The following is a 26718-nucleotide window of genomic DNA, read 5'->3' as shown; positions in this document are numbered from 1 at the left end:
ATGAGCATCGACCAATCCTTCCTCGGGCGCGGCTGGGCCTTTCCGCCGGCGTTCACCAAATCGGACGGTCCGTACAGCGCGGGCGGCCAGGCGGCCATGGTATCGGGCGACGACGATATCGAGCAGAGCCTGCGCATCCTGCTCTCGACCGCGCCGGGCGAGCGGGTCATGCGCCCGACCTTCGGCTGCGGCATCAAGCTGCATGTGTTCGACAGCATCAGCTACAACACCCTGACCGAAATCAAGGGCATGATCGCGCACGCCATCCTGTTTTTCGAGCCGCGCATCACGCTCGACCGGATCGCGATCAGCGACGCCGGCATGGACCAGGGCCGGCTCGACATCCACCTCGCCTACACCGTGCGCCTGACCAATACGCGCAGCAATATGGTCTATCCGTTCTACTTCGCCGAAGGCACCAATGCCACCCTTTGACGCCGATCCCCCGCGCCTGTTCGTGCGCGACGGCACCAGCCAGGCCGGGCGCCTGCTGCCGGCGCTGCAGGACGGCTATTTTTCGCTGGCCGAAATGTCCTTTCCCGACCTGCTCGCCATGGCCAGCGAGTACGCCACCCTGGTCAAGTTCTACCAGCTCGACAACAGCGTCGGCGGCAACTGGGAAGCGTATTTTTCGGCCGACGAAACCATCGTCATCGCGCGCATTCTCTCGACCAACCTGACGCGCCTGCAGGGCGACTTCGAGCAGTGGTGGGACAGCGCCGCCGAGGTGGCGGAATGGCGCGTCGACACGCTGCCGATGACGGCGCTGGCCACCGATATGCTCGACCGCTGGACGCGCTCCCTGTCGACCAGTCCCGGCAACGCCGGACGCAAGCTGCACACCCTGCTGGTGAGCGTGACCGCCACCCTGTGCGACGACGGCGGGGGTTTCGCCGCCTTCCTGCCGGCGCCCGGACTGGGGCTGGGGCCGCAATGGCATAGCGCGCCCGCCGGCGCAATCAGCAAGGCGAGCATGCGGGCCAGCTATTTCGCCTTCATCAAGGCGATCGAAATGGTGCAGCAGGAAGCGGCGCGTCTGCTGCCCGATTCCATGGTGAGCGGCGAGCACGACCCCGGCGTGGCGCTCCTGATCGCCTTCATCACGATGGCCGAGCGCCTGCACGGGCGCCTGAACCGCTTCACCGGCGCCCATATCGACTTTTATTACGAGCGCGTGCTGGGCATGAAGCCGCTGCCCGCCGTGCCCGACCATGCCTGCCTGGTGGTGGCCCCCTGCGCGCCCGGCCAGTACGTGGAGGTGCCGGCCGGCGCCGAGTTTTTCGCGCAGTCCGGCGGCGCCGGCGCCCCCCTGGTGTACCAGACCGAGCGCGCCCTGACGGTGGGCGACGCCCGGGTGCGCGCGCTGAGCACCCTGTACTGCCACCGCGACCCCGATATCGCCCCCGAAACCGACATGGATGAGAAAGGCAAGGCGCCGTCCCATGCCGCCTGGCCCAGCAACATCTGGTGCCGCCAGCTGGACGTGCCGGACAAGCTGGTCGTCACCGATCCGGCGCCGCTGTCGGCCGTGCCGCTGATGGGCGCCCCCAAGAACCCCGGCGACAACCGCGCCGTGCAGGATGCGCGCTTCGGCGTGGCGCTGGCCAGTACGGTGCTCCTGATGCGCGAAGGCATTCGCCAGGTCAGCCTGACCTTGCGCTTCGACGACGACACGCTCGGCCAGCGCCTGGTCGCGCTGGAACAGGTGTTGCGCGACACGCACCCGGGCGCACCTGACAGCGACCAGCGCATCGACCACGAGGATGTGCGCGCACGCATCTTGCGCGGCCTGTTCCTGATCGAACTGAGCGGACCGGCCGGCTGGCTGCCGGTGCCGGCCTACTATCCCTGCTGGGAGGGCGACACGGACGCCGGCGCGGCGCCGCTCCCGCCCGCGCTGCGCATCGACTTCGAGCTGGGCCTGGACGCCCCGCCCGTGGTGCCCTACGCGCCCGCGCTGCATGGCGAGGATTACCAGGTCGCGGTGCCGGTGTTGCGCCTGCGCCTCAATCCGGACAGCTATGTCTACCCCTTCGGCCTGCTGCGCGCGCTGCAGCTGGCCGCCGCCGCGATCGCGGTACGCGTGTGCGGCTGCCGCCAACTGTTGCTGCATAACCATATCGGCATGCTCAGCCCGGCCTTGCCGTTCCAGCCCTTCGGCGCGCTGCCGACGGTCGGCTCCTACCTGATCGTCGGCAGCGACGAAGCGGCCGTCAAGACGCTCACCAGCGCCGACATCGACCTCGAATGGGGCGACCTGCCGCCCGACAGCGGCGGCTTCCTGGAGTACTATCACGACTATCCGGGCGCACAGGGCAGCGACCAGTATTTCGCCAGGATCGAGGCGCTGGCCGACGGCGTCTGGGGACCGGACGAAGCCGAAGCGCCATGGCTGCCGCTGTTTCGCACCAACTACGGCCACACCGCCAGCAAGCGCGTGCTGCGCCACGTCACCCTGCCGTGCGACGGCGTGATCGGGCGCGTCAAGCCGGTCGCCGCACCGGCCACGCCCGAGACCAGCTACAGCGCGACGGCGCGCAACGGCTTTTTCAAGTTCACCTTGGCCGCACCCCGCTTCGCCTTCGGCCACCGCGAGTATCCGTACGCGCTCAGCCACGCCATGACGCGCAATCTGCGCGACAAGAGCCGCCACTTCCAGGCCGGCGTGCCCGACCTGCCCTACACGCCGCTGGTGAACACGATCGCGCTCAACTACCGCGCCATCGCCCATATCGACCTGCACCGCAGCGCGGCGCCCAAGGCGCTGGCCAACAACGTGCTGATCCACCTGCACCCGCACGGCTGGGAAGCGATCGGCGCGGCCACCGAGAGCGGCGTCACCCTGATTCCCGATTGCCAGGACCTGGGCAACCTGCATATCGGCCTGTCGGCCAGCGGCTTCGAGGCCGCCCTGACCTTGTTTTTCCACCTGCGCGACGATTCGGTGCCCGGCCATCCGGTCGAACCGCACTGGTCTTACCTGAGCGGCAACCGCTGGAAAACACTACCGCGCCGCAATATCATCGACGACGGCACCAGCGCCTTCATGACCTCGGGCGTCATCACGCTGTCGATCCCGCCCGACATCAGCCTCGACCACACCGTCATGCCGGCCGGCCTGTACTGGCTGCGGGTGGGCGCCTCGGAAGCGCTGGAACACTTCTCCAGCGTCTACACGGTGTACGCCCACGCCCTGCAAATCGAGCGCCGCAGCGCGGTCGCGGGGACGCTGGCGAGCATGATCCTGCCGGCCGCCAGCATCGAGCGCAGCCGCACCGTCATTCCCGGCCTGGGCAAGATCACCCAGGTGGCCGCCTCGTCCGGCGGCGCCTTGCCGGAAAGCCGCACCCAGATGCATACCCGGGTCGCCGAGCGCCTGCGCCACAAGGGACGCGCGGTGACGCCGGCCGATTACGAGGCGCTGATCCTGCAGCAATTCCCCGACGTGTACAAGGTCAAGTGCTTTCCCAATCTGGTCACCGAAGGCCTCTCGGCGTGCGACTGGGTGCGTCCCGGCCATCTGCTGATCGTCGCGCTGCCGCATGTGGCCGATGGCGCGCCGCTCGACGCCATGCCCCACCTGAACGGCAAGCTGGTCGACGACATCGAGCGCTTCATCCGCACCGTGGCGCCGCCGGCGGCCACCATCGCCGTCAAGCCGCCGGTGTACGAGCAAATCCAGGTGCGCTGCGGCATCCGCCTGAAGGACGGGCTGGCCGGCGGCCACTACATCACGCGCCTGAACCAGGATATCTCCGCCTTTCTGTCGCCGTGGCGCGCGCCGGGACCGCAAACCCACTTCGGCTGGCGCGTGCGCATGCACGACGTCGAATCGTTCATCATCGGCCTCGACTATATTGCCGACGTCAGCGGCTGCTCCATGCTGCGCGTCGCGCCCAGCGGGGCCGCGCGCTTCGTGCTGTCGGACACGGCGCGCGGCGCCGATGCGGCCGACGCCGCGCTCACGCCGCAGTATCCATGGAGCGTGGCGGTGCCGCTGCACAGCCACCTGATCGGCATCGCCAGCGCCGACGCCGCCCGCGCGGCCGACCTGAATTCGCTCGATATCGGTTCCACCTTCATCATTTCACCAGAGGATAGCAATGGCGCTTCATAGCCGGGAAACACTCAAGCGGCTGTTCCAGAAAGGCGCGATGCCAGCCCAGGACGCGTTCGGCGCCCTGATCGAATCGATGCTCAACATCGTCGACCAGCAGTTCGACAAGAACGCCCACGACGGCCTGAAGGTCGGCCAGATCGGCCAGGGCCGCCTGATGAGCTTTTACCACGACATCGCCGACAAGAGCGCGATCTGGTCGGTGCGCATGGACAAGGGCGGCGGCAGCCTGGTGTTCGGCACGGGCGGGCCGCAAGCGGCCGATGGCCCGGACGGGACGCCCGGCTACCGCAAGGCGATGGCGCTCAGCCCGGCCGGCGCCGAGGTCGGCTTCGCCACCCTGGCCGGCCCGCCGCGCCCGGCCACCAGCCAGTTCGAGCTCGACCTGCAAGGGCGGATCGTGGCGGACGGGCGCACCGGACGCGCCTGCGCCAGCGTGCCGGCCGACGGCAACTGGCACGACGTCACGTCCGACCTGAAAGGCTGCCAGGCGTTCGAGGTCATGGCCGGCGCCGGCAAGCGCGACTCGGGCAAATACGCGGTGCTGCACGCCTTCGCGCTGTCCGCCTTCCAGGGCGGCAAAAACGAGATCACCTGCCACCAGGCCCACTACGGCAGCAAATGCAGCCGTCTCGAACTGCGCTGGTGCGGCGCCGACAAAGCCGCCACCTCGCCTTACCGGCTGCAGATCCGGGTCGGCTGCGCCTACGACGCCGACGGCACCGCGCCGGCCGAGCGCAGCGCGATCCGGGTCTACCTGACCCAGCTCTGGTTCGACCCGGCGATGAAGGCAAGCTGGCCCGCATCGGCGCGCGGCGGCCAGCCGTGAGCGCGCTCACCCTGGCGCTGCGCGCCGACCAGGGCGCGCTGGTGATCGAGGCGCTGGCCGAGCTGCCGTTCAAGACCGTGTTCGACCTGATCGGACGCCTGAACCGCCAGGCCAATGCCGCCGCCGCCGCCGATGCCGATGCCGCCCACGCCTACAGCGTCAGCCTGCCCGACCTGCAGCTGATCGTCGGCGCCCTGCGCCTGCTGCCCTACCACCGCGTGCACCTGCTGATGGACGCACTGGAGGAACAGGTGGCCGGCATGGGCGAGGCATGAGCGCAGCGCTGACCATTCGCAGTCGCGGGGCCGATCCCGACGGCCTCGATTTCGAGGCCCTGCAGCGCACCGGCACCGCCATGCTGCAGGCACTGTGCGGTCAGCGCTGGACCGATTACAACGCCCACGATCCGGGCGTGACCATGCTCGACCAGCTCAGCTACGCGCTCACCGAACTGGCCTACCGCTCCGCCTTCCGGCACGAGGATTACCTGGCCGGCCGCGACGGCACGATCGACCTGGAGCGGCACGCACTGCACCTGCCGCAAGATATCTTCCCGAGCGAGCCGGTCACCGCCGACGACTGGCGCCGCCTGCTGTACGACCGCATTGCCGAGATCGAGGATGTGTGGGTGACCCAGGCCGGCTCCGCGGACGGCCTGATCGACATCGCCTTCAAGCTGGGCGATCCTCCCACCGGCGTGCGGGCGGAGCCGACGGCGGCGCAGGCGGCCGGCGTGGCGCGCCGCATCCGCGTCCAGGCCGGCGCCGCGCGCGCGCTGTGCGAGGACATCGGACGCATTGCCGTACTCGAGACCGAGGATTTCTACCTGACCGGCGATATCGAGGTGCACAGCCTGCGCGACCCTGCCGCCATCTACGCCGACATCTTTTTCCAGTGCGCCCACCACCTCATCTCCGGCCTGCAATTCGACAGCTACGAGCATGCGGCGGCCGACGGCGTGCCGCCCGACGAGCTGTTTTCCGGACCGTTTACAACGCACGGCCACATCACCGAGAGCGCGCAGCGCGCGCCCGACGCCGGCATTTCGCTGCCGCGCCTGATCGGACTGATTCGCGGCATCGATGGCGTGCGCCAGGTCCACATGCTGGACTTGTGCGACGCCGAGGGCAAGTCCGCCAGGCTCGATGGTGCGGGCGGCAAGCGGCTGGTGCCGCGCCTGTGCTTTCCCGGAAATGAACGGCAAAAGCGCATGCTGCGCGTGCATTTCATGGGCCAGACAGCGGCCCCCGACAACGACGACGAGAGCGACGCCGACGCCGTGAGCGCCCTCATCTCGCGCGCCAGGATCAATTTGAACAAACTGCAGTTCGAAGCGCGCGCGCTACGCCAGCGCCACGCCTCGCTCGAGCACCTGGGCGAGGTTCCGGCCGGCGCCGGCCAGCCGCTGGCGCCGTATTACTCGATCCAGCACCAGTTCCCGGCCATTTACGGCATCAATGCCTACGGCGTGCCGGCCAGCGCCCCGCCCGAAGCGCACGCCCACGCGCGCCAGCTCAAGGCCTACCTGTACGTCTTCGAACAGGTGATGGCGAACTACCTGCAGAACCTGGCCGGCATCGCCAGCGTGTTTTCGATCGACACGGACCTGACCCAATCGTATTTCTCCCAATCCCTGAACAACGCGATGCTGCCCGATATCGAAGCGCTGTACACGCGCGAACCGGACCAGATGGCGCAGGAACTCGACGATATCCGGCGCCGCCTCGATCCCTTCGAGGACCGGCGCGAACGCGTGATCGACGTCATGCTGGCGATGTACGGCGAGTGCTACACACAACAGGCGCTGCGCAAATTCAATGTGTACTTCCCGGTGCGCCAGGCGATGCACGCCTGGCTGCTCGAGAACAAATTGGCTTTCCTCACCCGCATCGTGGTGCTGCTGCGGCAGCGCGCAGCCGGCTTTCGCTACGACCTGCCGGCCTGGGACAGCGACAATGTCAGCGGCGCCCAGCGCAAGATCGCCATCCTGCTGGGGCTGCACGAACACCACTGCTGCCGCTCGCTGTGCGAGCCGATGCGCCGCGCCGGCTTACGCATCGTCCCCGACGCCCACATCGGCGAAGGAGCACTGTCCGGCGTGTTCAGGCACGTGCGCGCGGCGCGTCCCGGCGCCACCATGAACGTCGCCGCGACACTGATGCGCAAGGCCTTTGCACCCGGCCGTCTGGAAATCGGCCGCACGTCCGAGGGGCGCGCCGCTGTCCGTTTCAAGGTCAAAAGCGCGCCACTGACATACTGGCACCTGGGCGAACTGGCGTCCGGCGAAGGCGCCGCCGAACTGAAGGAACTGAGCGAAACCTTGCGCTCGCTGAACATGCGCTGCGAAGGCTTTCACCTGGTCGAACACACCCTGCTGCGCCCGCGCCGCAGCGATAGCGTGCAATGTCCAGCCACCGACGAGGGCTTTTTCCCGTTCCGAGTCAGTGTCGTGCTCCCCAACTGGACCGCGCGCTTTCACGATCCGGAGTTCCAAAAATTTGCACAGGACACCGTCAGCCTGAATCTGCCGGCGCACATCCTGCCCACGTTCTACTGGCTGGGCTACGTGCAGATGGACGATTTCGAATCGCGTTTCCGCAACTGGCTCGACAAGCTGAGACACGCCACGCTGTCCGGCCACGACGCGGCGGAGCAGGACGGGGGTGCCGACAAAGCCCTCGACGACGCCTCCTCCTATCTGATCAGTTTCCTGCTGCGCCAGCAGCAGCGCGACGTCCACAGTCACTGGGTATGAGCCGATGAGCGCCGTCCACCGCATCGGAGAACTGCAGGTCGAGCTGACGTTCGAAAGCGACGCGCCGCGCCCCCAGCCGATGCCGCATGAGCGCCTGCTGGAACTGGTGAAGGGGCGCATGCTGCCGGAGCTCGAAGCGGTGCTCGATGAAATGGATGATGGCCGCCTGCGCCGCATCGAGCGGCTCGACATCGATCTTGGCGATGTGCCGGCGCACCTGCTCGATGCCGAATTGGGTGAACGTCTGCGCGAACTGCTGCGCGCCGCGCTGATTGACGCCTTGCACGCCACCCCTGGCGTCGTCGCCGAAGCGAACGCGCCGGCCTGCGATGCCGCCCTGTTCGAACGCTTCCTGCGCAGCGGCGGATTGGCGCGACGTGGCGACACCCCCGCGGCGCTGCTCGATCGCTTGCTGGCCAACGATACCCTGGCCTTGCCCGGCATTCTGCGCCGCGCCGTGGCCGTGCCGGGTGCCGTCAAGCGCCTGGCGCAGCAGTTCGACGGCGAACAACTGCGCCGCCTCGTGCCGCTGCTGGCGCAGGACGCCGGGGCGTGGCTGGCACTGGTGGACGCGATCGGCGCTGCCCTTGCCGGCGACGCCGGGGCGCGGCGTCATCAGACGCGCATGCTGTGGGAGCTGGTGCTGGCGCACGTGCTGGGCGCGGCATCGGGTGGGGCCACACCGGCATTGCGCGCGGCCGCCGGCGCACTCGGCCCTGACGCCGGCGCGCAAACCCAGGCACTGCTGCGCGAGATCGGCATCGACAGCGCCACCCGCGCGCACCGCGCCGACGATGCCCAGGCGCGCTTTGCACAGGCGCTGGCGGCCGCCGACGCGGCATCCATCTGCGCCGACTGGGACGAGCTTGTGGCGCACCACGCCCCGGCCCTGCGCGCGGTCATGCTGCGTCAGGGCGCGGACGGGGCCTTATGGCAGCGTATCGCCGCGCATTTTCCACTGTCCATGCTCGACGACATGGCGGCACTGGCCGGATCGGCGGCGGGTCGCGAGCGCGATGTGTGGGCCGACGCCATGTTCGAGGCGCTGGCTCCCGCCGCAGCCGGTGACGCAAAGGTCAGGCAGTTCGTCCGCATGCTGTCGGAAGCCAATCCGGATTACCTGCCACCCGCATGGACGGCCCTGCGCGCAGTCCATGCCGATGCGCTGGCAGGCGCGATGCGCGGTATCGGCGCACGCCATGACGTCTGGCAGCGGGTCGCGCAGCGCTTTCCCCTCCCCCTGCTCGACGAGCTGACCATGCTCCTGGCGCCGCAGGCCATGTCGATCCCGGAAGCGCGCGTGGCAGTGCAAACGCCCGCAAAAGCACGCAGCGCGTGGCTCGCGGGCGTGATGCACCTGAGTGCCGTGCCGTTCGACGCAGCGCGCTACCGCGCCGCGCTGCGCGCCCCGAGTGCGCTCGTGGTCAAGCTATGGCAGCGGATCGAGGCATGCCTGGCCAGCGCGCAAGGCGACCAGCTAACCGGGATCCGCAGGCAGGAGATCGCAGCCCACGCGGCAGGCAGCGTCAGTCCGGCGGACTTTCTGCGCGCTGCGTGGGACGATCTGCGGCAAGACACGACCTTCGATCCCGCGGCCGTCGAAGCGCGCGCCGCGACGGCATGCGTACTGCGCGCGCTGCTCGACGCCGACGCGTCCGCGCTATCGGGCCTGTCCGGCGAACCGGCGCGCGCGGCAATTGCGCATATCGGCGCCAACGCGCAAGTGTGGACGCGCGTATCCCAACGCTTTCCCATGGCGCTGCTCGATGAGATGACCATGCTGATGGCGCCGCAGGCACCCGCCATCCTGCACCGCTTGGGCAGCGCCGTGCTGGCCGAGCGAGACTGCTGGTTCGCCAGCATGATGCACCTCGCAGCCGGGCCGTTCGACGCGGCCCGCTACACTGCTGCAATGAGCCTTGCCGTCGGCGCGGCGGCGAAGGCGCGCATTTTTTCCGCGCTGCTGGCAGCGGACTTTGATAGTCTCCCGCTGGATATGTTAATGACACACCGCGAAGCGGCAAGTGACGCCATCACCCGCATCGGCGCGCGCAGCGAGGTCTGGGAGCGCGTGGCGCAACGTTTTCCGCCTGATGTGCTTTATCAAATGACGGCGTTGCTGGCACCACAAGCCGGGGCCATATTGCGCGAGCTGCCGGTCTGCGGGCCGGAGCGCTGGCTCGCCAGCTTCATGCACCTGACCGCGCTGCCGTTCGACGCCTCCAGCTATGCCGCCGCAATCGGCTTGAGCAGCCGCGCAGACGCCGGACAGCGCATTTTCGCGGCACTGCTGGCTGGAGATGCGGCGACTCTGCCGCCGGACATGTTCGGTACGCACAGCGAAGCGGCGCGCGACGCCATCGCCCGCATCGGCGCGCGTGGCGACGTCTGGGAACGCGTGGCGCAACGCTTCCCGCTCGATGTACTTGATCGGCTAACGGCATTGCAGGCACCACAGCGCGAGCTGCCAATTCATGACCGGACCCGCTGGCTGGCCAGCTTCATGCAGCTGACGAGTGGCGCGGACACTGAACAAAGAATTTTCGCGGCCTTGCTGGCCGGGGATGTGGCGCATCTGCCACCGGACATATTAAGTGAGCACAGCGAAGCGGCACGCGCCGCCATCGCCCGCATCGGCGCACGTCGCGACGTCTGGGAGCGCGTGGCGCAGCGCTTCCCGCTCGATGTACTTGATCGGCTGACGGCATTGCTGGCGCCGCAGCGCAAGCTGCCGATTCATGACCGGACCCGCTGGCTCGCCAGCTTCATGCAGCTGACGAGTGGCACGGACACTGAACAGCGCATTTTCTCGGCCTTGCTGGCCGGGGACGTGGCGCATCTGCCACCGGACATATTAAGTGAGTACAGCGAAGCGGCGCGCGCCGCCGTCGCCCGCATCGGCGCGCGTCGCGACGTCTGGGAGCGCGTGGCGCAGCGCTGCCCGCTCGATGTACTTGATCGGCTGACGGCACTGCTGGCGCCACAGCGGGAGCTGCCGATCGTTGATCGCAACCGCTGGCTCGCCAGCTTCATGCATCTGGCGAGCGGTACGGACACGGAGCAGCGCATTTACTCGGCATTACTGGCCGGGGAGTTGGCGCATCTGCCACCGGACATGTTCGGCACGCACAGCAAAGCGGCACGCGATGCCATCATCCGTATTGGCGCACGCACCGATGTCTGGAAACACGTGGCGCAGCGCTTCCCACTCGAGGTACTTCACCGGATGACGGCCTTGCTGGCGCCGCAGGCCGAAGACGTACTGCGCGAGCTGCCCATCCGCGATCGGGACCGCTGGCTTGCCAGCTTCATGCACCTGGCAGCGATGCCGTTCGACGCCGCACGCTACGCCGCCGCCATGGGCCTGACGAATCGCCCGAACATCGAACAGCGCATTCTGTCAGCCTTGCTGGCTGCGGACGCGGAGAGTCTGCCGGCGGATATATTCAGTGAACACAGCGATGTGGCACGCGACGCCATCGTCAGCATCGGGGCGCGGGGCGACGTATGGGAGCGCGTGGCACGGCGATTCCCGCTCGATGTTCTCGAGCGGATGACGGCATTGCTGGCCCCGCAAAGCGAGCTGCCGATCCAGGACTGGGACCGGTGGCTCGCCAGCTTCATGCATCTGACAGCCATGCCGTTCGACCCGCGCCGCCATGCGGCCGCATTGGACGTGCACGCGCCCGCACGTCAAAGCCAGCCAACACAGGCCATTCCTGTCCTGCGCGACCGGATAGACATCGCTACCGACGCGGAACAGCGCATTTTGTCAGCGCTGGGGTCCTCCGACGCGGACGCCTTCGAGGCGGGCCTGCTTGCGGTGGAGGACGCCGAAGCGCGCAAGGCAATCGCCAACATCGGCGCCCGCTTCGATGTATGGCAGCGTGTCGCGCAGCACTTCCCGCTTGCGCTGCTCGGGCGGATCACCACCTTGCTGGCGCCGCAGGCGGCCACTATCCTGCGAGATCTGCATGCCCGTGCGCACGCCTCGGCGATTCCCGAGCGTCGCCGTTGGCTCGCCAGCATCATGCATCTGACCGCCACTCCGTTCGACGCCGCGCGCTATACCGCCGCAATGAACGCGGCGCCCACTGAACCCGGCGGCGAGCCGGGCGCCGAAGCGGCACGGCGCATCCTGGCGGCGCTACTTTCCGCCGATGCGGCAGCCCTGCTGCCCGATGTCCTTGTCGTGCACGCCGACGCTGCGCGCCAGGCGATCGCCCGCATCGGCGCCCGTGCCGACGTATGGCAGCCGGTCGCGCGGCGCTTCCCGCTTGCGCTGCTCGATGACATGACGGCCTTGATGGCCCCGGCCGCGGCCGCGGCAGCCATCCTGCGGCAGCCGCAAACCTTCACTGGCGCCGCGATACTGCCTGCGCGCGAGCGCTGGCTGGCCAGCATGATGCACCTGGCGGCCATGCCGTTCGACCCGGTACGCTATGCGGCGGCGGTCGGCGCGCCTGTCCCGTCGAATACACCGCCCGACGACACCGTGCAACCGGTCCAACGCATCCTGGCGGCGCTCGACGATGCCGATGCGACGGCGCTTACGGCCGATCTGCTCTCGGCACACAGCGACGCGGCGCGCCAGGCGATCGCGCGGACCGGCGCCCGCTTCGACGTGTGGGAGCGCGTCGCCCGGCGTTTCCCCCCCGCGCTGCTGGACGAATTGACGACGCTAGTGGCACCGCAGGCGCCCGCGATCCTGCGCAACATCGCGGACGCGTCGGGGGCACCGGCGCGCGACCTCTGGCTCGCCAGCATCATGCACCTCGCGGTGACACCTTTCGACGTAAAGCGCTACAACGCCGCCCTGCGCGCCCCGAGTACTCCCGTGATCGACCTGTGGCGGCAAGTAGCCACCCGCATGGCCGCCGTGGAAAACCATTTGCAGCGCGACATGCAGATGCAGGCCATCGCCGTGCATGCCGCGCACAGCGCCAGTCCCCCGGATTTCCTGCGCGCCGCCCACGACGCGCTTGAACATTCGCAACGGATCGACCTGACCGCCGTCGATGCGCGCGCCCGCACCGCGTTCCTTCTGCGCGCGCTCGTCGACGGCGATGCGGCCGGCCTCGTACCGGCCGTCTTTGCAGGTCTCGGCGACGATTCCCGCATGGCGATCATGAACATCGGCGCGCGCGCCGCCTTGTGGGAGCGGGTCGCCCAGCATTTCCCGACGCCGGTGCTCGATGCGCTCAGCGCCCTGCTGCAGCCGCACGCCGCGCGCGCACCACAGCCCGACCGCGCGCGCTGGCTGGCCACCATCATGCACCTGACCGCAGCCCCGCCCTTCGCTGCGCAGCCGGCCACGCACACCCCCCACGGCGATACAGTTGGCCGGCTGTGGCAAGCCATCCAAACTCACATGGCAAGCCCGGACAGCGTGCTACGGCACGCCATCAGCGCGTATGCGGAACGCAGCGCGGATACCGCCGGCTTCCTGCGCGCCGTCAACATCGCCCTGGAGCGCGGTGAGGTAATCGACCTGGAAGCCATCGCCGAACACGTCGACAGCCAGCCTGCCGCAGCGGGACCGCCACCCGCAACCACCGTGCCATCCACCCCGGAGGACCCCATGCCTGCCGCACCGACCACCCACGCGCAATCCGATCCCGATGTGCTGCGGCGGATCGCCGCCCACCTCGATAACGTCGGCGAGCACGGAAAAACCCTGCTTGGCGCCGCCCAAGCGCATGCCAGCCGCAGCGCCGCGCCGCAGGCCTACCTGCGCCAGGTGCTCGACGACCTGACCAACGAGCGTGCGGTCGATCTCGACGATCTCGACACGCGTTTCGCCACACCACCGCCGCCCGCACCGAAGCGGGCCGCCGTCAGCTGCGCGCGTGCCCTCGCCGCCCATGCGCCGGCGCAACGCGCGGCGCTGGCCCCCCTGCTCCAAGCCGCCGGTGACGACAGCGCCCAATTTTCGGCGAGCCTGCTCGACAGCGTGGTCACGCTGCTGGCCGGGGCCGACCTGGAGGCAGTGCAGCGCTGTGCGCGTGAGGTTGGTGGCCCGCTGGCACGGGATCTGCCGGCGCCGGCTGCGGCCCGCATCGGGCTGCGCACCAGGCAATTTGCCTTTGGCTGGTTCTTCGAGCAGCGCCTGCGCTTCGAACCGGCCGCGTATGCGCGGGGGCTGGCGGCCCATCTGACCGAAGCAGCCGACGTCGCCGCGCCAGCGCAGCGCCATGCGCCGGCCCTGGCGCCGGGCGCCGCCAGCGCGCTCGATGACGAGTGCGACGCCCTGTACCTGTCGAACGCCGGCCAGGTATTGGCCGGCCCCTACCTTCCGCGCCTGTTTGCGATGGTGGGCCTGACCGAGGGTGCCCGCTTCAAGAGCACCGAGGCGGCCGAGCGCGCGGTGCACCTGGTGCAGTTCATCGTCAGCGGCCAGACCGATTGCCCGGAATACCAGCTTGGCCTGAACAAGGTCTTGTGCGGCCTGAAGCTGAGCGCCCCGATCGTACGCGAGATCGTGCCGACCGACGAGGAGCGCGAGGCCGTCGACACCATGCTGCGGGCGATGATCGCGCACTGGAAAACCATCGGCAACACCTCGCCCGACGGCTTGCGGCAATCGTTCCTACAGCGGCCCGGCAGCATGCATCTGAAAGACGACGCCTGGCGCCTCAAAGTGGACGCCGGCTCGTTCGACATGCTGCTCGACGCGCTGCCGTGGTCATTCTCGGTGATCCGGCATCCATGGATGGAAAGGGCTGTGCATGTCGAATGGCGCTGAAAACGAGGCAATGACGGCCAATGCGCGCAGCCTGGCGCGCGAGATTGACTGGTTCGGGGCGGTGCTGACGGCGCGCTTCGAGACCTACTTCGTGGCGCAGGACGCCGATGCCGGGGTGGTGCCGGTCTTCCCGGCGCCGCCCGACCTGGCCGGCGATCCTTCGCTGTTCGCCGACACCGTGCGCAACGGCGCCGGGGTGGCGATGAGCGCCGACGAGCGCATCGTCCTGATTCTGGCGCTGCTGCCGCACATCCGCCCGCAGGCGCTGGATCTGCTGCTGACGCATAACAAGCTGATCGAACGCACCTTCACCGAGTTCGGCGGCGTGCGCGGCGCCGCGCACAGCGGCTTGCTGCCGACCGGCGAAACCGCCGTCTTCATCCTCGCCGGCGACGATTTGCGACGCCGCTTCGAGGTGGGACGCCTGTTCGAGCCATCGCATTTTTTTGCGAAGCTGGGTATCTTGCGCATGCAGCAGGCGGCCAGCGGCGAGCCGGCGCTGCGCGCGACGCTGGCGGTGGAGACCGATTATCTGCACCGGCTCACCGTCGGCCAGCAGCACAAGCCGGACTTCGGCGCCGGCTTCCCGGCCAAGCTGATTACCACTCCGCTAACCTGGTCCGACCTGGTGCTGGCGCCCGAGGTGATGGATGAAATCGAGCAGATCCGCGCCTGGATGCGCGGCGGTCCCGCCCTGCTGCGCCGCTGGGGCCTGGAGACGAAGGTCAAGGCCGGCTTTCGCGCCCTGTTCTACGGACCTCCCGGCACCGGGAAAACGCTCACGGCGACCCTGCTCGGGCAATCGGTCGGCGTGGACGTGTACCGCATCGACCTGTCGATGATCGTCTCCAAATATATCGGCGAGACCGAAAAGAACCTGGCCAATGTGTTCGACCAGGCGCAGAACAAGAACTGGATCCTGTTTTTCGACGAGGCCGACGCGCTGTTCGGCAAGCGCACCGAAGGCAGCAGCTCGAACGACCGTCACGCGAACCAGGAAATCTCGTACCTGCTGCAACGGGTGGAGGACTTCCCCGGCGTCGTCATCCTGGCGACCAACCTGCGCTCCAATCTTGACGAGGCGTTTGCGCGCCGCTTCCAGTCGGCGATCTATTTTCCGCTGCCGGACGCGCTGCAACGCGAACAATTGTGGGACAAGCTGTTTCAGGACCGCGATTTGCTGGCAGCCGACGTCGATTTGCACCGCCTGGCCGACAAGCACGTGCTCTCGGGCGGCGCCCTGACCAACGTGGCGCGCTACGCCGCCATTCGCGCGGCGCGGCGCCAGGAAAAACAGGCCACGGACAGCGTACGTATCGAACTGGACGACCTGGAACGCGCGATCAAGAAGGAATTCATCAAAGAAGGACGCACCCTTTAGGGATCTATGAACCTACATTCACGCTGGTCTTTCCTGCCTTGTGCGGCGCTGGGCTTCCTGTTGGCGCTGTCCGAAACGGCTGTGGCTGCGGCCACGCCGGCACCGCCCAAGCCTGTTTCAGTGTCCAGGCCGGCGCCGCCGGAATCGGCTACCGTGCCCGTACCAAGTCCAGAAACAGTCGTCGTGGCCGAGCCGGCGGCGGTTGCAGCGATCACGCCAGCGCCACCCAAAGCGGTTGCGACGATCACGCCAGCGACACCCAAGTCAGTTGTGGCGCCCACGCCGGCGCCGTCCAAGGCGGGTGCGGCGCCGCGCCTGCTGTCGGTCGAGGTGCTGCAGCGTTACGATGCCAAAAAGCGCAAGCGCATCCAGGACGCGCTCAAGCAGATCTTCCAGGGCGACGCATCCTACGTGAAGGCCCATGCCGCAGCCGGCCAGCCCCTGTCGGACAACGTGGTGGGGCCGATCACGCTGTCCTTCATCACGCGCTTCTGGCTCTATTACAACATGGAGCCGGCGCCGAACGTGTCGGAAGCATCGGTCGACGCCCTGCTGCATTTTGCCGACCGCCTGGCGGCGCACAAGGAATGGCGCCCCGATGTGCTGAGCGTCGAATTCGGGCGCTGGATCGACGGGCAACCCGACCGCGCCATGCTGTATCCGATCCGCCTGCGGCTCGACGAGGTCAAGCTGCCACCGGTGCTGGTGCGCTACCACGCGAAGGTCAGTGCGCAACTTGCCAACGTGGGCGACAAGGTCGGCCAGACTTACTGGTACGGACTGACAGCGGAGGACCTCAAGACCATTACCAGCAAGCGTCAATTCTCAGCCGCCACGGTCAAGGCGCTCAAGGCGCTGGTCGAACCGGACACCGTCATCGCGCACACCGACTTCGAGGAGGAAGTGAAGGCGGTGCTGGCGGACACCACCCAGAAGCCGGGGCCCCTGCTGCCGCTGCTGAAAGAGCATGCGCTCAAAACCGATCACGGCATCGGCGTGACCGACGAGACCCTGGCCGCCATCGCCGCACGGCCGGTACTGCCCGCGCCACTGGCCGCCCTGCTGCAACCGATGGTCGGCATGCAATACCCGCACCAGCAACTGTTCGCACGGGCGCTGCAAGACCGGCTAACGGTGGGTATCGGCAGTTGCCAGCCGGCGGTGTCGCCCGCGCGCCGGGCGCCGCCGCCATCCGGGCGCATGAGCGACGAGGACATGGCGGCGCTGATCGAGGCTGTCAGTTACGGCCAGGATGCCGATCCCGATCTTGGCAAACGCCTTCGAAACCTGCGCGACGCCAATTACTGCGGGCCGGCCGATCCCGAGTTCGCCCTCGACGGGGCGACTGCCAGTGCGAGCCCCGGATACAAGGAACGCAGAACGCTGGGCGACCTGTACACGCGCTACGGCGACCTATTCGACCAGGTGAGCCGCAAGACGCCAGCGTACGACAAATCCGCACCGATCACACTGGCAGCGGACCTGTGCGGTTGCAGCGACGACCAGAGAACCCAGGTGTTTCGCTTCCTGCCGTTCTGGCAGGGCGGGGCCGCCCAGCGGATCGATTTCAGCCTGGTGTCGCGCGTTAACTATTACGGGGTCACCTTCGACGATAGCGGCACGCTGATCATGGCCAACGGCGGCGGCAGGGTCAGCGAATTGTTCAGTGGCCAGGACGACCGGCAGCTCGACTTCGTCACCGCCGCGCGACGGCACCGGGTCAAAGTCGACTGGGTGATTCAGCGCAGCGCCTGGGGGCCGTGGTCGGCGCTCGGCGTCGAGGAGCGCGCACACGGGTTTGCCCTGCTGTCGAAAAATATCGAGAGCCTGCTCAACGCGTCCATGACCGACCTTGCGTCCAGGGCACGGCCATGGCTCTCGTTCGGCACGACGCCGGTGCCGGTCCGCGGCGATGGCGTGACCCTGTATTTCGATGGCTATCCGCGCGACGCCGCTTCGGTGGGACAGTTCGAGACCTTTCTTGGCGATCTGCGCAAGCGCCTCGACCAGAGACATTTTCGCTTGAACATCATGATGCGCCGCGCCGAACTGAACAAGGGGATCTTCCAATACAGCAAGCTGGCCGGCATGGTGCGTGGCGACGAGACGCTGGCGCCATGGTGGATGACCGAACGGCGCCATCAGATGTCGCAGCGCGAACAGATGCGCAAACTACCCAATCTCCTGGTCTTGTTCGATGAGCCGAGCGGGTACAACAAGCGGCTGCTGCGGCGCGAGATCGAGAGCGCTGGAACGAGCATGGATCAGCTACGCCTCTTGAACCGGATCGTGCCAGTCATCAATTTCGATGGCAGCGGCTGGCAACAGCTGCAGGAAGACCTGGTCTACTTTAACCAGAATTTCGGCGGGGTCGGTTTCTGGCCGGGCAGGACACCAGCCAATGCGGCGCCAGCCAGGCGCGCCGTCGCCGGCGTCAAGGACTGCGGCGAATCGCAATCGGTGGACGATTGCATTCAGGACTTTTTCCGCGATCCGCCGGGCCAGGCCAGCAGCACCGACAGCACGGTCAGCAAGCTCGTTTGCGAGTACCGCTGGCCGCTGCGCTTCGCATTCGATCTGCTGCTTATCATCCTGGTGGTACTGGCGATCGCGTATTGGCGCTCGTGCCAGGCGCGCACGCTGCTGCGCAAACACTACGTGGCGCCGCTGGCCGTCGCGCTGCTGGCCGTACTGGTGCTGGTGGCCTTGCTGCTGTTCGATCCCTACCTGGCGCCAGCGTCGGACGGCTACCTGATCCCCGCCGTGCTGGTGCTGTGCCTGATCGGAATGTACTGTTATTTCCGCGCAAAATTCAAGGAACGCAACGAGCGGCCGTGAGCGCGGCATGGCGCTTTACGCCGGTTCACGGGAGAAGCCGATGAAAACCAATGCGCCCAATGTTGCGGACACGGCAGCCGGCAGCGGCCAGGCGATCCGCCAGTTGACGCCCGCCGCCGCGTCCATACACAACAGTGCGCGTGCAGTGCGCATGACCGACTGGGCGCAGCGCATCGACGGCAGCGCCCGGATGGTCTCGCAGCGCAAGCAGGCACAGGCACTGGTGCCCCCGCCCCTGCGGCCGGCTGGCGTGGCGGCCGCTCCGCTCGTCGTGCAACGCGAGCTCGACAGCGACGCCCTGGAGAACCTGATGCAGTTTCTCAGCGACAGGTATGAAGACCCCGACGACCCGCCGACATGGTTTCAAAACGCCGTTTTCGCCTATCTTGGCAGCCAGTACGACACCTACCAGGAAGCCATCGATGCCATCAAGGAGGCGGAGCTCGCCGTGACTATGCAGGCGCAGCAGGAACAAGGGCAGGCGACGCACGCTTCCGCTTCTTCCAGCTCGGCGCTCGGACCGGACGCGACCGGCGTGCCATCGTCGAGCTCGATGATGGACGATGACGACGACGCGGCGTTCGCCGCGATACTCGATACGTACGAACAGAACACTGCAAATGCGGCGGCGTCGCCGTCCAGCCACGTACTCCGCCCCGGCGAGGAACAAAAGAGCGCCAGCGACGACACGGACAATGCGGCGGCCGATGACGCCGCGCTGGCACCGGTTTACCCGAACTTTGGCCAGATGGCGGCGGCGCTCCAGAAAGACACACGAAAAAAATACGCTGAGCCGAAAAAGGCGGCTATCGGGGCGCTCATCGAGCTGGCGACAACATACCCGCATACCCCCTCCCCGCAACTCGTCGCTGAAGCGTCGGAGTACGTCGTGCGGTTCCAGGCCGCCTACAAGAAAGGGATCGAGATTGCGGAAACACCCAGTCTGAGCAACAAGAAAAAACTCGAGGCGGATCAAGTCACTATTCTGAACGACATCGCGCAAGGCTTGAAACGCCTGGCCGGCATGAACTGGGCACGCCCGGCCGGCATCATCGCAACGTTCTACGGGACGAGCAGCGCCGCCGACTCGACAGGGACAACGCACACGCTCGGCCAGGGCGGGAAAACCGTTACCGGCCGCACAGGCAGCCGGACCGGTGAGGCGGCCTTCACGATGGACGCTTCGATCGCTCTCAACACTATCTACGGGCTGGGGTTCAAGAATGCGTTTATCGCCGGGCACCTGGTCACCCGCCTGGCCGGCGGCAAGGCGATCGACAGCAATCTGACGCCGTTCACCGGCTTTTTCAACCAGGGGCGCATCCGCACGCCCGAGTCGACCGCGGAAGGGCTGATGAGGAGCGACGAGGTCATGTCGTACAGCGCCCGCGCCACCTACGGCAGGACCTCGGCCGATGGCAGTTCGGTCAAGTTCGCGCAAGAAGACCTGAACCTGATTCCGACTTCGGTACGTGTGGTCGTCACGCGGATGGGGTTAGCGCCGGGTGGCAACGCCGAGAATATTGTGGATTGGAGCGTCGAAACAGAGACCCGTTTCAACGAGGACGTTCACCTCAGCCTGGCCAACGTCAGGGCACCTGCGAAAGATGATTCCGCCTCGTCCTCGAGCGCCGCGATGCACTATTAGCCAATTCAGGCGGCACAATCTGGTATTCGTTTTACACAATTTGGTATGCATATATCGCCTTATTGGTGTTATATTGGTATATCGATCTTGCACATAAGGCATCGGAATCCCGTCGCGGATCGAATCGGCCATCGTCGCGCGCGCATCTGTACGTCATGCGGCGCATGGGTCGTCCTGGTATCCCTTCGGCACGCACGTGTCCCGACAATGTGAAATGGAGCTCCAATTGAACAGAACAATCATCAACAGCCTGATCGTCAGCGTACTGGGCGGAGCGCTGGCCGCGTGCGGCGGCGGCAGCGAAAACACCTCCACCGGCACCCAGTCATCCCAAAGCAGGATGATGGCGGCAACGAGCGTGTGTTACGCGGCGTGGAACAGCGCCACCGCCTACGAGGGTGGCAAATCGGCCAGCTACGGCGGAATCAACTACACGGCCGCCTACTGGACGCAGGGAGACAACCCATCGACCAACAACGGGGCCGGTGGAAGCGGCAAGCCATGGACGGTGAGTGGCACGTGCGGCACCACGCCGACGCCGACGCCGACGCCTACTCCGACGCCGACACCAACTCCGACGCCGACACCAACGCCCACCCCGCCACCCGGGCCGACTCCAACCCCAACGCCGGCCGGCTGCGCGCTGTGGGCGGAAGGAAGCACCTATACCGCAGGCCAGGTTGTCAGCTACCTAGGCGTGTCGTACAAGGCGCTCGTTGCTCATACGGCGTACGTTGGCACCAACTGGAATCCGAAAGATTCACCGACGCTGTGGACTACCGGCGGCACCTGCGCGACCCCGACGCCTACTCCGACGCCGACTCCGACTCCGACGCCAACACCAACGCCGACACCTACCCCGACACCTACCCCGACGCCAACTCCTACTCCAACGGGCCTGGCCAAACACGCGCTGATCGGCTACTGGCACAACTTCACCAACCCGAGCAGCAACACCTATCCTATCAGCCAGGTCAGCAACGACTGGGACGTGATCGTGGTCTCGTTCGCCGATAATGCCGGCGGCGGCAACGTCAGCTTCACGGTCGACCCGAGCGCCGGCAGCGAAGCGCAGTTCATCGCCGACATCAAGGCCAAAAAGGCGCAGGGCAAGAAGGTCATCCTCTCGCTGGGCGGACAGAACGGTTCGGTATCGGTCGGCTCGACCGCCGAAGCGACCAACTTCACTAATTCCCTGCACGCGATCATCGTCAAATACGGCTTCGACGGCATCGACATCGACCTGGAAAACGGCGTCTCGCAAGGCGCGGCGATCCAGACTTACCTGCCGATCGCGGTCAAGAACCTCAAGGCCAAGGTGGGCGCAGGCTTCTATCTTTCGATGGCGCCGGAATGGGTGTATGTGGAAGGCGGCTATACCAGCTACGGTTCGATCTGGGGCGCGTACATCCCGATCATCAACGCGCTGCGCAATGAACTGACCGTGCTGCATCCGCAGTATTACAACAACGGCGACATCTACACGCCGTATGCAACCGGCCCGATCAAGGCCGGGTCCACCGACCAGCTGGTCGCCACGGCACGCATGCTGATCGAAGGCTTTACGTATGGCGGCAATACCTTTGCCGGCTTGCGGCCGGACCAGGTTGGCTTTGGCGTGCCGTCGGGCAGAAGTTCGGCCGGGTCAGGCTTTACCACCACGACCGACGTCAACAACGCGCTCAACTGCCTGACCCGGCTGCTCAACTGCGGCACCATCAAGCCGGTCAAGGCCTATCCCGAGTTCCGGGGCGTGATGACGTGGTCGATCAACTGGGACCGGTACGATGGCTATAACTTCTCGGTGCCCGTCAAGGCGACCCTGAAAACACTGCCGTAAGCAAAAAAAAGGGCCGCACATGCGGCCCCTTTCATTTACATCAGTTCACGGCAGGCGGCTGCTGCACCACGATGTCGCGTTCCTCGATCAGCTTGCGCTTGAGCTCGGTCTTGATCTGGTCGTAGCCTGCCGACTCGGCCGGGCGCGTCTGCTGGATTTCGATCACATGCCAACCGCCGCTATGGCCGCGCAATGGCTTCGGCAACAAACCGGGCACGCCGTGCGCGTCGATGCTTTCCGCAACCGACTTGTCCATCTGCGCCAGGCGCATCCAGCCGAGCTTGCCTTCGAGCTTGGCCTCGTTCGGCGTTTTTGCACGGGTGCGGGCGATTTCGGCAAAGCTGGCCCCGCCGTTGATTTCCCCGATCACCCGTGTCGCTTCGGTTTCGGATGCGTACCGGATCTGCGCCAGCTTGTAATCCTTCTTGCCGACCAGCGGATCGGTCATGCGCTTGTACGCCGCGCGCATCTTCTCGTCGGACACGCCGGCGGTGTCGAAGGCGAGCGGCACCAGCACGGCACCCTCCACCGCCGCGCCAGCCAGGGTGGCGGGATCGAACCGGCAGTTCTCGACGATGTCGATGGCCTGCTTGTCGACCAGCGGCTCGCCGCTCGACAGTTCAATCTTCGGCGTGTACGGCGCGCCATCGGTCCATACCAGTACGCGCACGGTCACGTTGGGCGGCGGGCCATCGAGCTCGGGGAAACGGATCAGTTTATTCCTGCGCGTACAGCGCTCGGCAGCCAGCCGCGCGGCGGTGTAGCCCGCCTGGACCGGCAGCTTCCACGGCACCGTGATCACCCACGGCGAGCCATCTTCGCTGGCGCGCGCCGGTTTGCAGGTAGCCGCCAGGGCCAGCGAGGCGCGGTCGAGCACGGCGTAGCCGCTTTCGCCGATCACGCGCGCGGCCTTGTCGGCGCCAAGCTGGACGCGGGTCGCGCCTTCCATCCGATAGCGCAAGGCTTCGGCCGGATAAGTCTGGGCTGCACAGGCGGACAAGGGCAGATCGGCGCCAGAGGCAGCCGACGCCATGACGCTCAACGCCAGCAGCGCGCCGAGCCTCAGCATTGCGGCGCTCCCAGCGACGGTTCGAGCGCCACGCCGGTATCCTTGCTGTTGTCCTCGCGCACCGCTTCGATGAAGCACGTGCCGGCCCTGAGGCCGCTATTGATGATCAGGGTCTGGCCTTCCTTCGGGATCACGCTGAACGCGGGCCTGCACGTACTGGTGACGTTATGGCCCTGATAGGTCATGACGTTGCGCATGGTCAGGCGCGTGCCGACCGGGACCTGCACGGTGGACGTGCCATCGGCGCCGGCCTGCACGTCGAACCGGTAGAACTGGCCTGCGAGGCACATATACGGTGTGCCGCCGCCCATCAGGCTCACTTTGGTGCTTGCCGCGCCCGCCTCGGGGACATACACCGGTATCGGCGTACCGCAGGCGGTCAGGAGAAGAATGCCGCATGCGATTGCCGCGCGCATGCCGTTCGATGGAAAGTTCATTGCGTTCCGCCTTGTGTACTTGATGCGACCGGCCCGCCATTGACGATGGGTCCCAGTTCCTGGAGGACAACCGCGGTTTCCAGCACGCCAGGACGCGGGGCATCCAGCATCAGCATGAAGACCGTGGAAATCGGCTTGTTATGCACCAGTCCGACGCGCGGCGTGGTCGACGGCCGCTCGGCGGCAGCCGCAAACAGCGACTCGTACATGATGAAGAAAGGCTTTTTGTTGGCCTGGGCCATTTCGGCGCAGCGGTATTTGGCGTACGCCTGCGTCAGATCGGCCTTGGTATAGCCATTGCCGGCGAAGACCACCCGCTTGAGCTTGCCGGGACCTTGCCCGCTGGCGTGGCCGCCGGTCATTCCCATGCTCTGGTATTGGGTGGCGCAGCCGCTTAAAAGCAGACCGAGCGCAAGAGCGCCTAGCATTCGATACATATCAAACCTGTCAGTTAAAATAAAGGCGGAAATTTCCGGACTGCAACCTTATCTGAAACTGTTCCCAGGCTCAAGGTATATTTATGGGAATGACACTGCTTGTGTGCGAAACAACCACACTGCACATGCTTAGCCTACAGCGCGGACCAGCAGCGCCAGGGCCACCAGCGCCGACACCAGCGCAAAGCCTTGCTGCAGGCGTGCCCCGGACAAGCGCGCCGCGACCAGCCGGCCGCCGCCCATGCCGGCCAGCGCGCCCAGTGCGAAGGGCAAGGCGATGGCCCATTGCAGGTGCCCGCTGGCGGCGCTGGCGGCCACGCCCGACATCGACACCAGCGCAATGACCGCCAGCGAGGTTGCCATCACCGATTGCGTGCCCAGGTCGGTGAAGCGCTGCAGCGCCGGCACCATGACGAAACCGCCGCCCACGCCCAGCAGGCCGGATAGTCCGCCCGCCGCCAGCCCGGACCAGCACAGCGCCCGCGCGCAGGGCGCAGTCCAGTTCAGTTTGCCGCGCGCGAGGTCGAGCCGGCATGGCGGCGGCGCGCTGCGTGGCGGCGGCGTGCCGTCCGCGCAGCGCGAGCGCTGCCAGGCGCGCGCGGCGACGTACATCAGCACCACGGCAAACACGGCCGTCAGCGGCCGGTTCGGCATGCGCTGCGCCAGCCACAGTCCCAGCGGCGAACACACCACCCCGGCCGCCGCCACCAGCAGCGCGGCCTTGTAGCGCACCGTCCCGCTGCGCAGGCCCATGACGGCGCCCAGGCTGGCCGCCAGCGCCACCGCCAGCAAACCGATCGGCCCGGCTTCGGCCATGGAGAGGCCCGCCCCGAACACCAGCAGCGGCACGGCCAGGATGCCGCCGCCGGCCCCGGTCAGCGCCAGCACGATGCCAACCGCAAAGCCCAGCAGTACGACCATCGTCATCGGGCCATGCTCACGCGTCGGCCAGGGTGGGTTTGGCCAGCCACTCGCGCCCCTTGAGCATGCCGCGCCAGTACAGCGGCGGCAGGATGCGTTCCTTGAGCAGCCACGCCAGCCGCGACGGACGGGTGCCGTCGATCAGCCAGGAAGGAAAACTGGGGGCGAGCTTGCCGCCGTAATTGAACTCGGCCAGCACGATCTTGCCCCGCTCCACCGTCAGCGGACAGGCGCCGTAGCCGTCGTAGCGGGCCACGCCGGCGCGCTTGCCCAGCGCCGCCAGCACGTTGTGCGCCACCACCGGCGCCTGCTTGCGCGCCGCCGCCGCGGTCTTGGCGTTGGTGGTGTTGATGGCGTCGCCCAGCGCGTGGATATTGGCCCACTGCCTGTGGCGCAAGGTGGCCGGGTCGACGTCGATCCAGCCGGCCGCGTCGGCCAGGGGACTGACGCGCACGAAGTCCGGCGCCACCTGGGGCGGCACCACGTGCAGCAGGTCGAACGCGCGCGTGACCGTTTCCTTGCCGCCGTCGGCATTCAGCCGCGTGAAGGTGGCGCGCCGCGCCGGTCCGTCGACAGCGGTCAAGGTGTGGCCCAGATGCAGGCCGATGCCGTAGGCGTTCACGTATTCCATCAGCGCCGGCACGTAGTCGGGCACGCCGAACAGGGCCGGCGCGGCGCTGCAGAAATCGACCCGTACCTTCTCCAGCAGGCCGCCGCGCTTCCAGTGGTCGGCCGACAGGTACATGGCCTTTTGCGGCGCACCGGCGCACTTGATCGGCGCCGGCGGCTGGGTAAAGATGGCCTGGCCGGCGCGCAGGGTGCGTACCAGCTGCCAGGTGTACGGCGCCAGGTGGTACAGATAGTTGGAGGTCACCCCATTGCTGCCGAGCGTGTCGGACAGGCCCTCGATGGCGTGCCAGTCGAGTTTCAGGCCCGGGCATACGACCAGGTGGCCGTAGCGCACCACGCGGCAGCCATCCAGGATGACCGCGTTGCGCTCCGGCTCGAAGGCCGCCACCGCCGCCTTGATCCACTTCACGCCGCGCGGGATGACCGAGGCCATGGTGTGGGCCGTGCGCGCGGCATCGAAGACGCCGCCGCCCACCAGGGTCCAGCCGGGCTGGTAGTAATGCACATCGGCCGGGTCGACGATGGCGATGTCGAGCTCCGGCGCCCGCGCCAGCAGGCTGGCGGCGGTTGCAATGCCGGCCGCGCCGCCGCCGATGATGAGCACCGCATGCTCGGCCTCGGCCACGTCGAGCGGGGTGCGGCCATGGTTGGCGATGCGCCGCACCACACCCTGCATGTTGAAGCCGGCCTTGCGCGCGGTGTCGACGATCTGCGGCAGCGGCAGCCGGTCGGCCTGCGACAGCGCCCACATCGTGGTCGAGCGCATGCCGCTGCGGCAGTACGCCAGCACCGGCTTGGGCAGCCTGTCGAGCAAGGCACCGAAGGCGGCGCCCTGCTCGTCCGTCACCTTGCCCGACTCGGCCGGCAGGTAGTGGGCGGACATCCCCAACGCCCGCGCGGTGCGCTCGATGTCGGCAAACAAGGGCTGGTCGCCGGCTTCGCCATCGGGACGGTTGCAAATGATGCTGCAAAAGCCGGCTTGCCGCAGCGTTTCCACCTGCTCCGGCAGGATTTGGGCCGACACCGCCAGTGCGGGCGTGAGCGCGTGAATGTCCATGGCGCCTGCTGCGC

At 67.2% G+C, this 26718-nt stretch carries 15 protein-coding genes; 10 read left to right on the top strand and 5 right to left on the bottom strand.

Features of this window, described 5'->3' with window-relative positions:
* The 10 genes from CR152_RS22145 to CR152_RS34320 all read left to right on the top strand — a co-directional run bounded on the left by CR152_RS22145 (position 1) and on the right by CR152_RS34320 (position 22153).
* The gene (locus CR152_RS22145) at positions 1–435 is read left to right on the top strand and encodes a GPW/gp25 family protein (protein WP_099878578.1); all 435 of its coding nucleotides are present in this window, start codon (positions 1–3) and stop codon (positions 433–435) included.
* Positions 422–4117 (top strand): baseplate J/gp47 family protein, encoded by a 3696-nt coding sequence (locus tag CR152_RS22140; protein WP_099878576.1) that lies wholly within the window; start codon positions 422–424, stop codon positions 4115–4117. Before CR152_RS22145 ends, CR152_RS22140 begins: the two co-directional genes overlap by 14 nt.
* Positions 4104–4946: a hypothetical protein gene (locus CR152_RS22135; RefSeq protein WP_157778661.1), complete on the top strand. Its 843-nt coding sequence runs from the start codon at positions 4104–4106 to the stop codon at positions 4944–4946. Before CR152_RS22140 ends, CR152_RS22135 begins: the two co-directional genes overlap by 14 nt.
* Positions 4943–5221 carry a hypothetical protein gene (locus CR152_RS22130; protein WP_099878572.1) on the top strand — a complete coding sequence of 93 codons (279 nt, stop codon included), beginning with the start codon at positions 4943–4945 and terminating at the stop codon, positions 5219–5221. The genes CR152_RS22135 and CR152_RS22130 overlap by 4 nt, the downstream gene beginning before the upstream one ends.
* A complete protein-coding gene (locus CR152_RS22125; RefSeq protein ID WP_099878570.1) occupies positions 5218–7701 on the top strand; it encodes a baseplate wedge protein in 2484 nt (827 codons plus the stop codon). The genes CR152_RS22130 and CR152_RS22125 overlap by 4 nt, the downstream gene beginning before the upstream one ends.
* 4 nt (positions 7702–7705) lie before the next feature.
* Entirely contained in the window at positions 7706–14446 is a 6741-nt protein-coding gene (locus CR152_RS22120) for a contractile injection system tape measure protein (RefSeq protein WP_099878568.1), read from the top strand.
* Positions 14430–15827, top strand: coding sequence for an ATP-binding protein (locus CR152_RS22115; protein WP_099878566.1), 1398 nt, complete (start codon positions 14430–14432; stop codon positions 15825–15827). Before CR152_RS22120 ends, CR152_RS22115 begins: the two co-directional genes overlap by 17 nt.
* A gap of 6 nt (positions 15828–15833) precedes the next feature.
* Entirely contained in the window at positions 15834–18665 is a 2832-nt protein-coding gene (locus CR152_RS22110) for a hypothetical protein (protein ID WP_157778660.1), read from the top strand.
* A 40-nt stretch (positions 18666–18705) separates the two neighbouring features.
* Complete coding sequence (locus CR152_RS22105; protein WP_157778659.1) at positions 18706–20313, top strand: hypothetical protein; 1608 nt, start codon at positions 18706–18708, stop codon at positions 20311–20313.
* Positions 20314–20539: 226 nt separating this feature from the next.
* Positions 20540–22153, top strand: coding sequence for a chitinase (locus CR152_RS34320; RefSeq protein WP_229413506.1), 1614 nt, complete (start codon positions 20540–20542; stop codon positions 22151–22153).
* Positions 22154–22193: 40 nt separating this feature from the next.
* Here the strand turns inward: CR152_RS34320 and CR152_RS22085 are convergent, their stop codons facing one another.
* From CR152_RS22085 to CR152_RS22065, 5 genes are all read right to left on the bottom strand, one after another.
* Positions 22194–23222, bottom strand: a complete 1029-nt coding sequence (locus CR152_RS22085; protein ID WP_099878560.1) for an energy transducer TonB — start codon at positions 23220–23222, stop codon at positions 22194–22196.
* Positions 23216–23659, bottom strand: coding sequence for a hypothetical protein (locus CR152_RS22080; RefSeq protein ID WP_099878558.1), 444 nt, complete (start codon positions 23657–23659; stop codon positions 23216–23218). Before CR152_RS22080 ends, CR152_RS22085 begins: the two co-directional genes overlap by 7 nt.
* Positions 23656–24087, bottom strand: coding sequence for a hypothetical protein (locus CR152_RS22075; RefSeq protein ID WP_157778658.1), 432 nt, complete (start codon positions 24085–24087; stop codon positions 23656–23658). Before CR152_RS22075 ends, CR152_RS22080 begins: the two co-directional genes overlap by 4 nt.
* Positions 24088–24225: 138 nt before the next feature.
* Positions 24226–25023, bottom strand: a complete 798-nt coding sequence (locus CR152_RS22070; protein WP_099878554.1) for a sulfite exporter TauE/SafE family protein — start codon at positions 25021–25023, stop codon at positions 24226–24228.
* A gap of 10 nt (positions 25024–25033) precedes the next feature.
* Positions 25034–26704, bottom strand: coding sequence for a bifunctional protein tyrosine phosphatase family protein/NAD(P)/FAD-dependent oxidoreductase (locus CR152_RS22065; protein ID WP_099878552.1), 1671 nt, complete (start codon positions 26702–26704; stop codon positions 25034–25036).
* Positions 26705–26718 lie beyond the last annotated feature (14 nt).

The sequence above is a fragment of the Massilia violaceinigra genome (assembly GCF_002752675.1).
Classification (GTDB): domain Bacteria; phylum Pseudomonadota; class Gammaproteobacteria; order Burkholderiales; family Burkholderiaceae_D; genus Telluria_A; species Telluria_A violaceinigra.
This window is presented reverse-complemented; position numbering and strand designations above follow the sequence as displayed.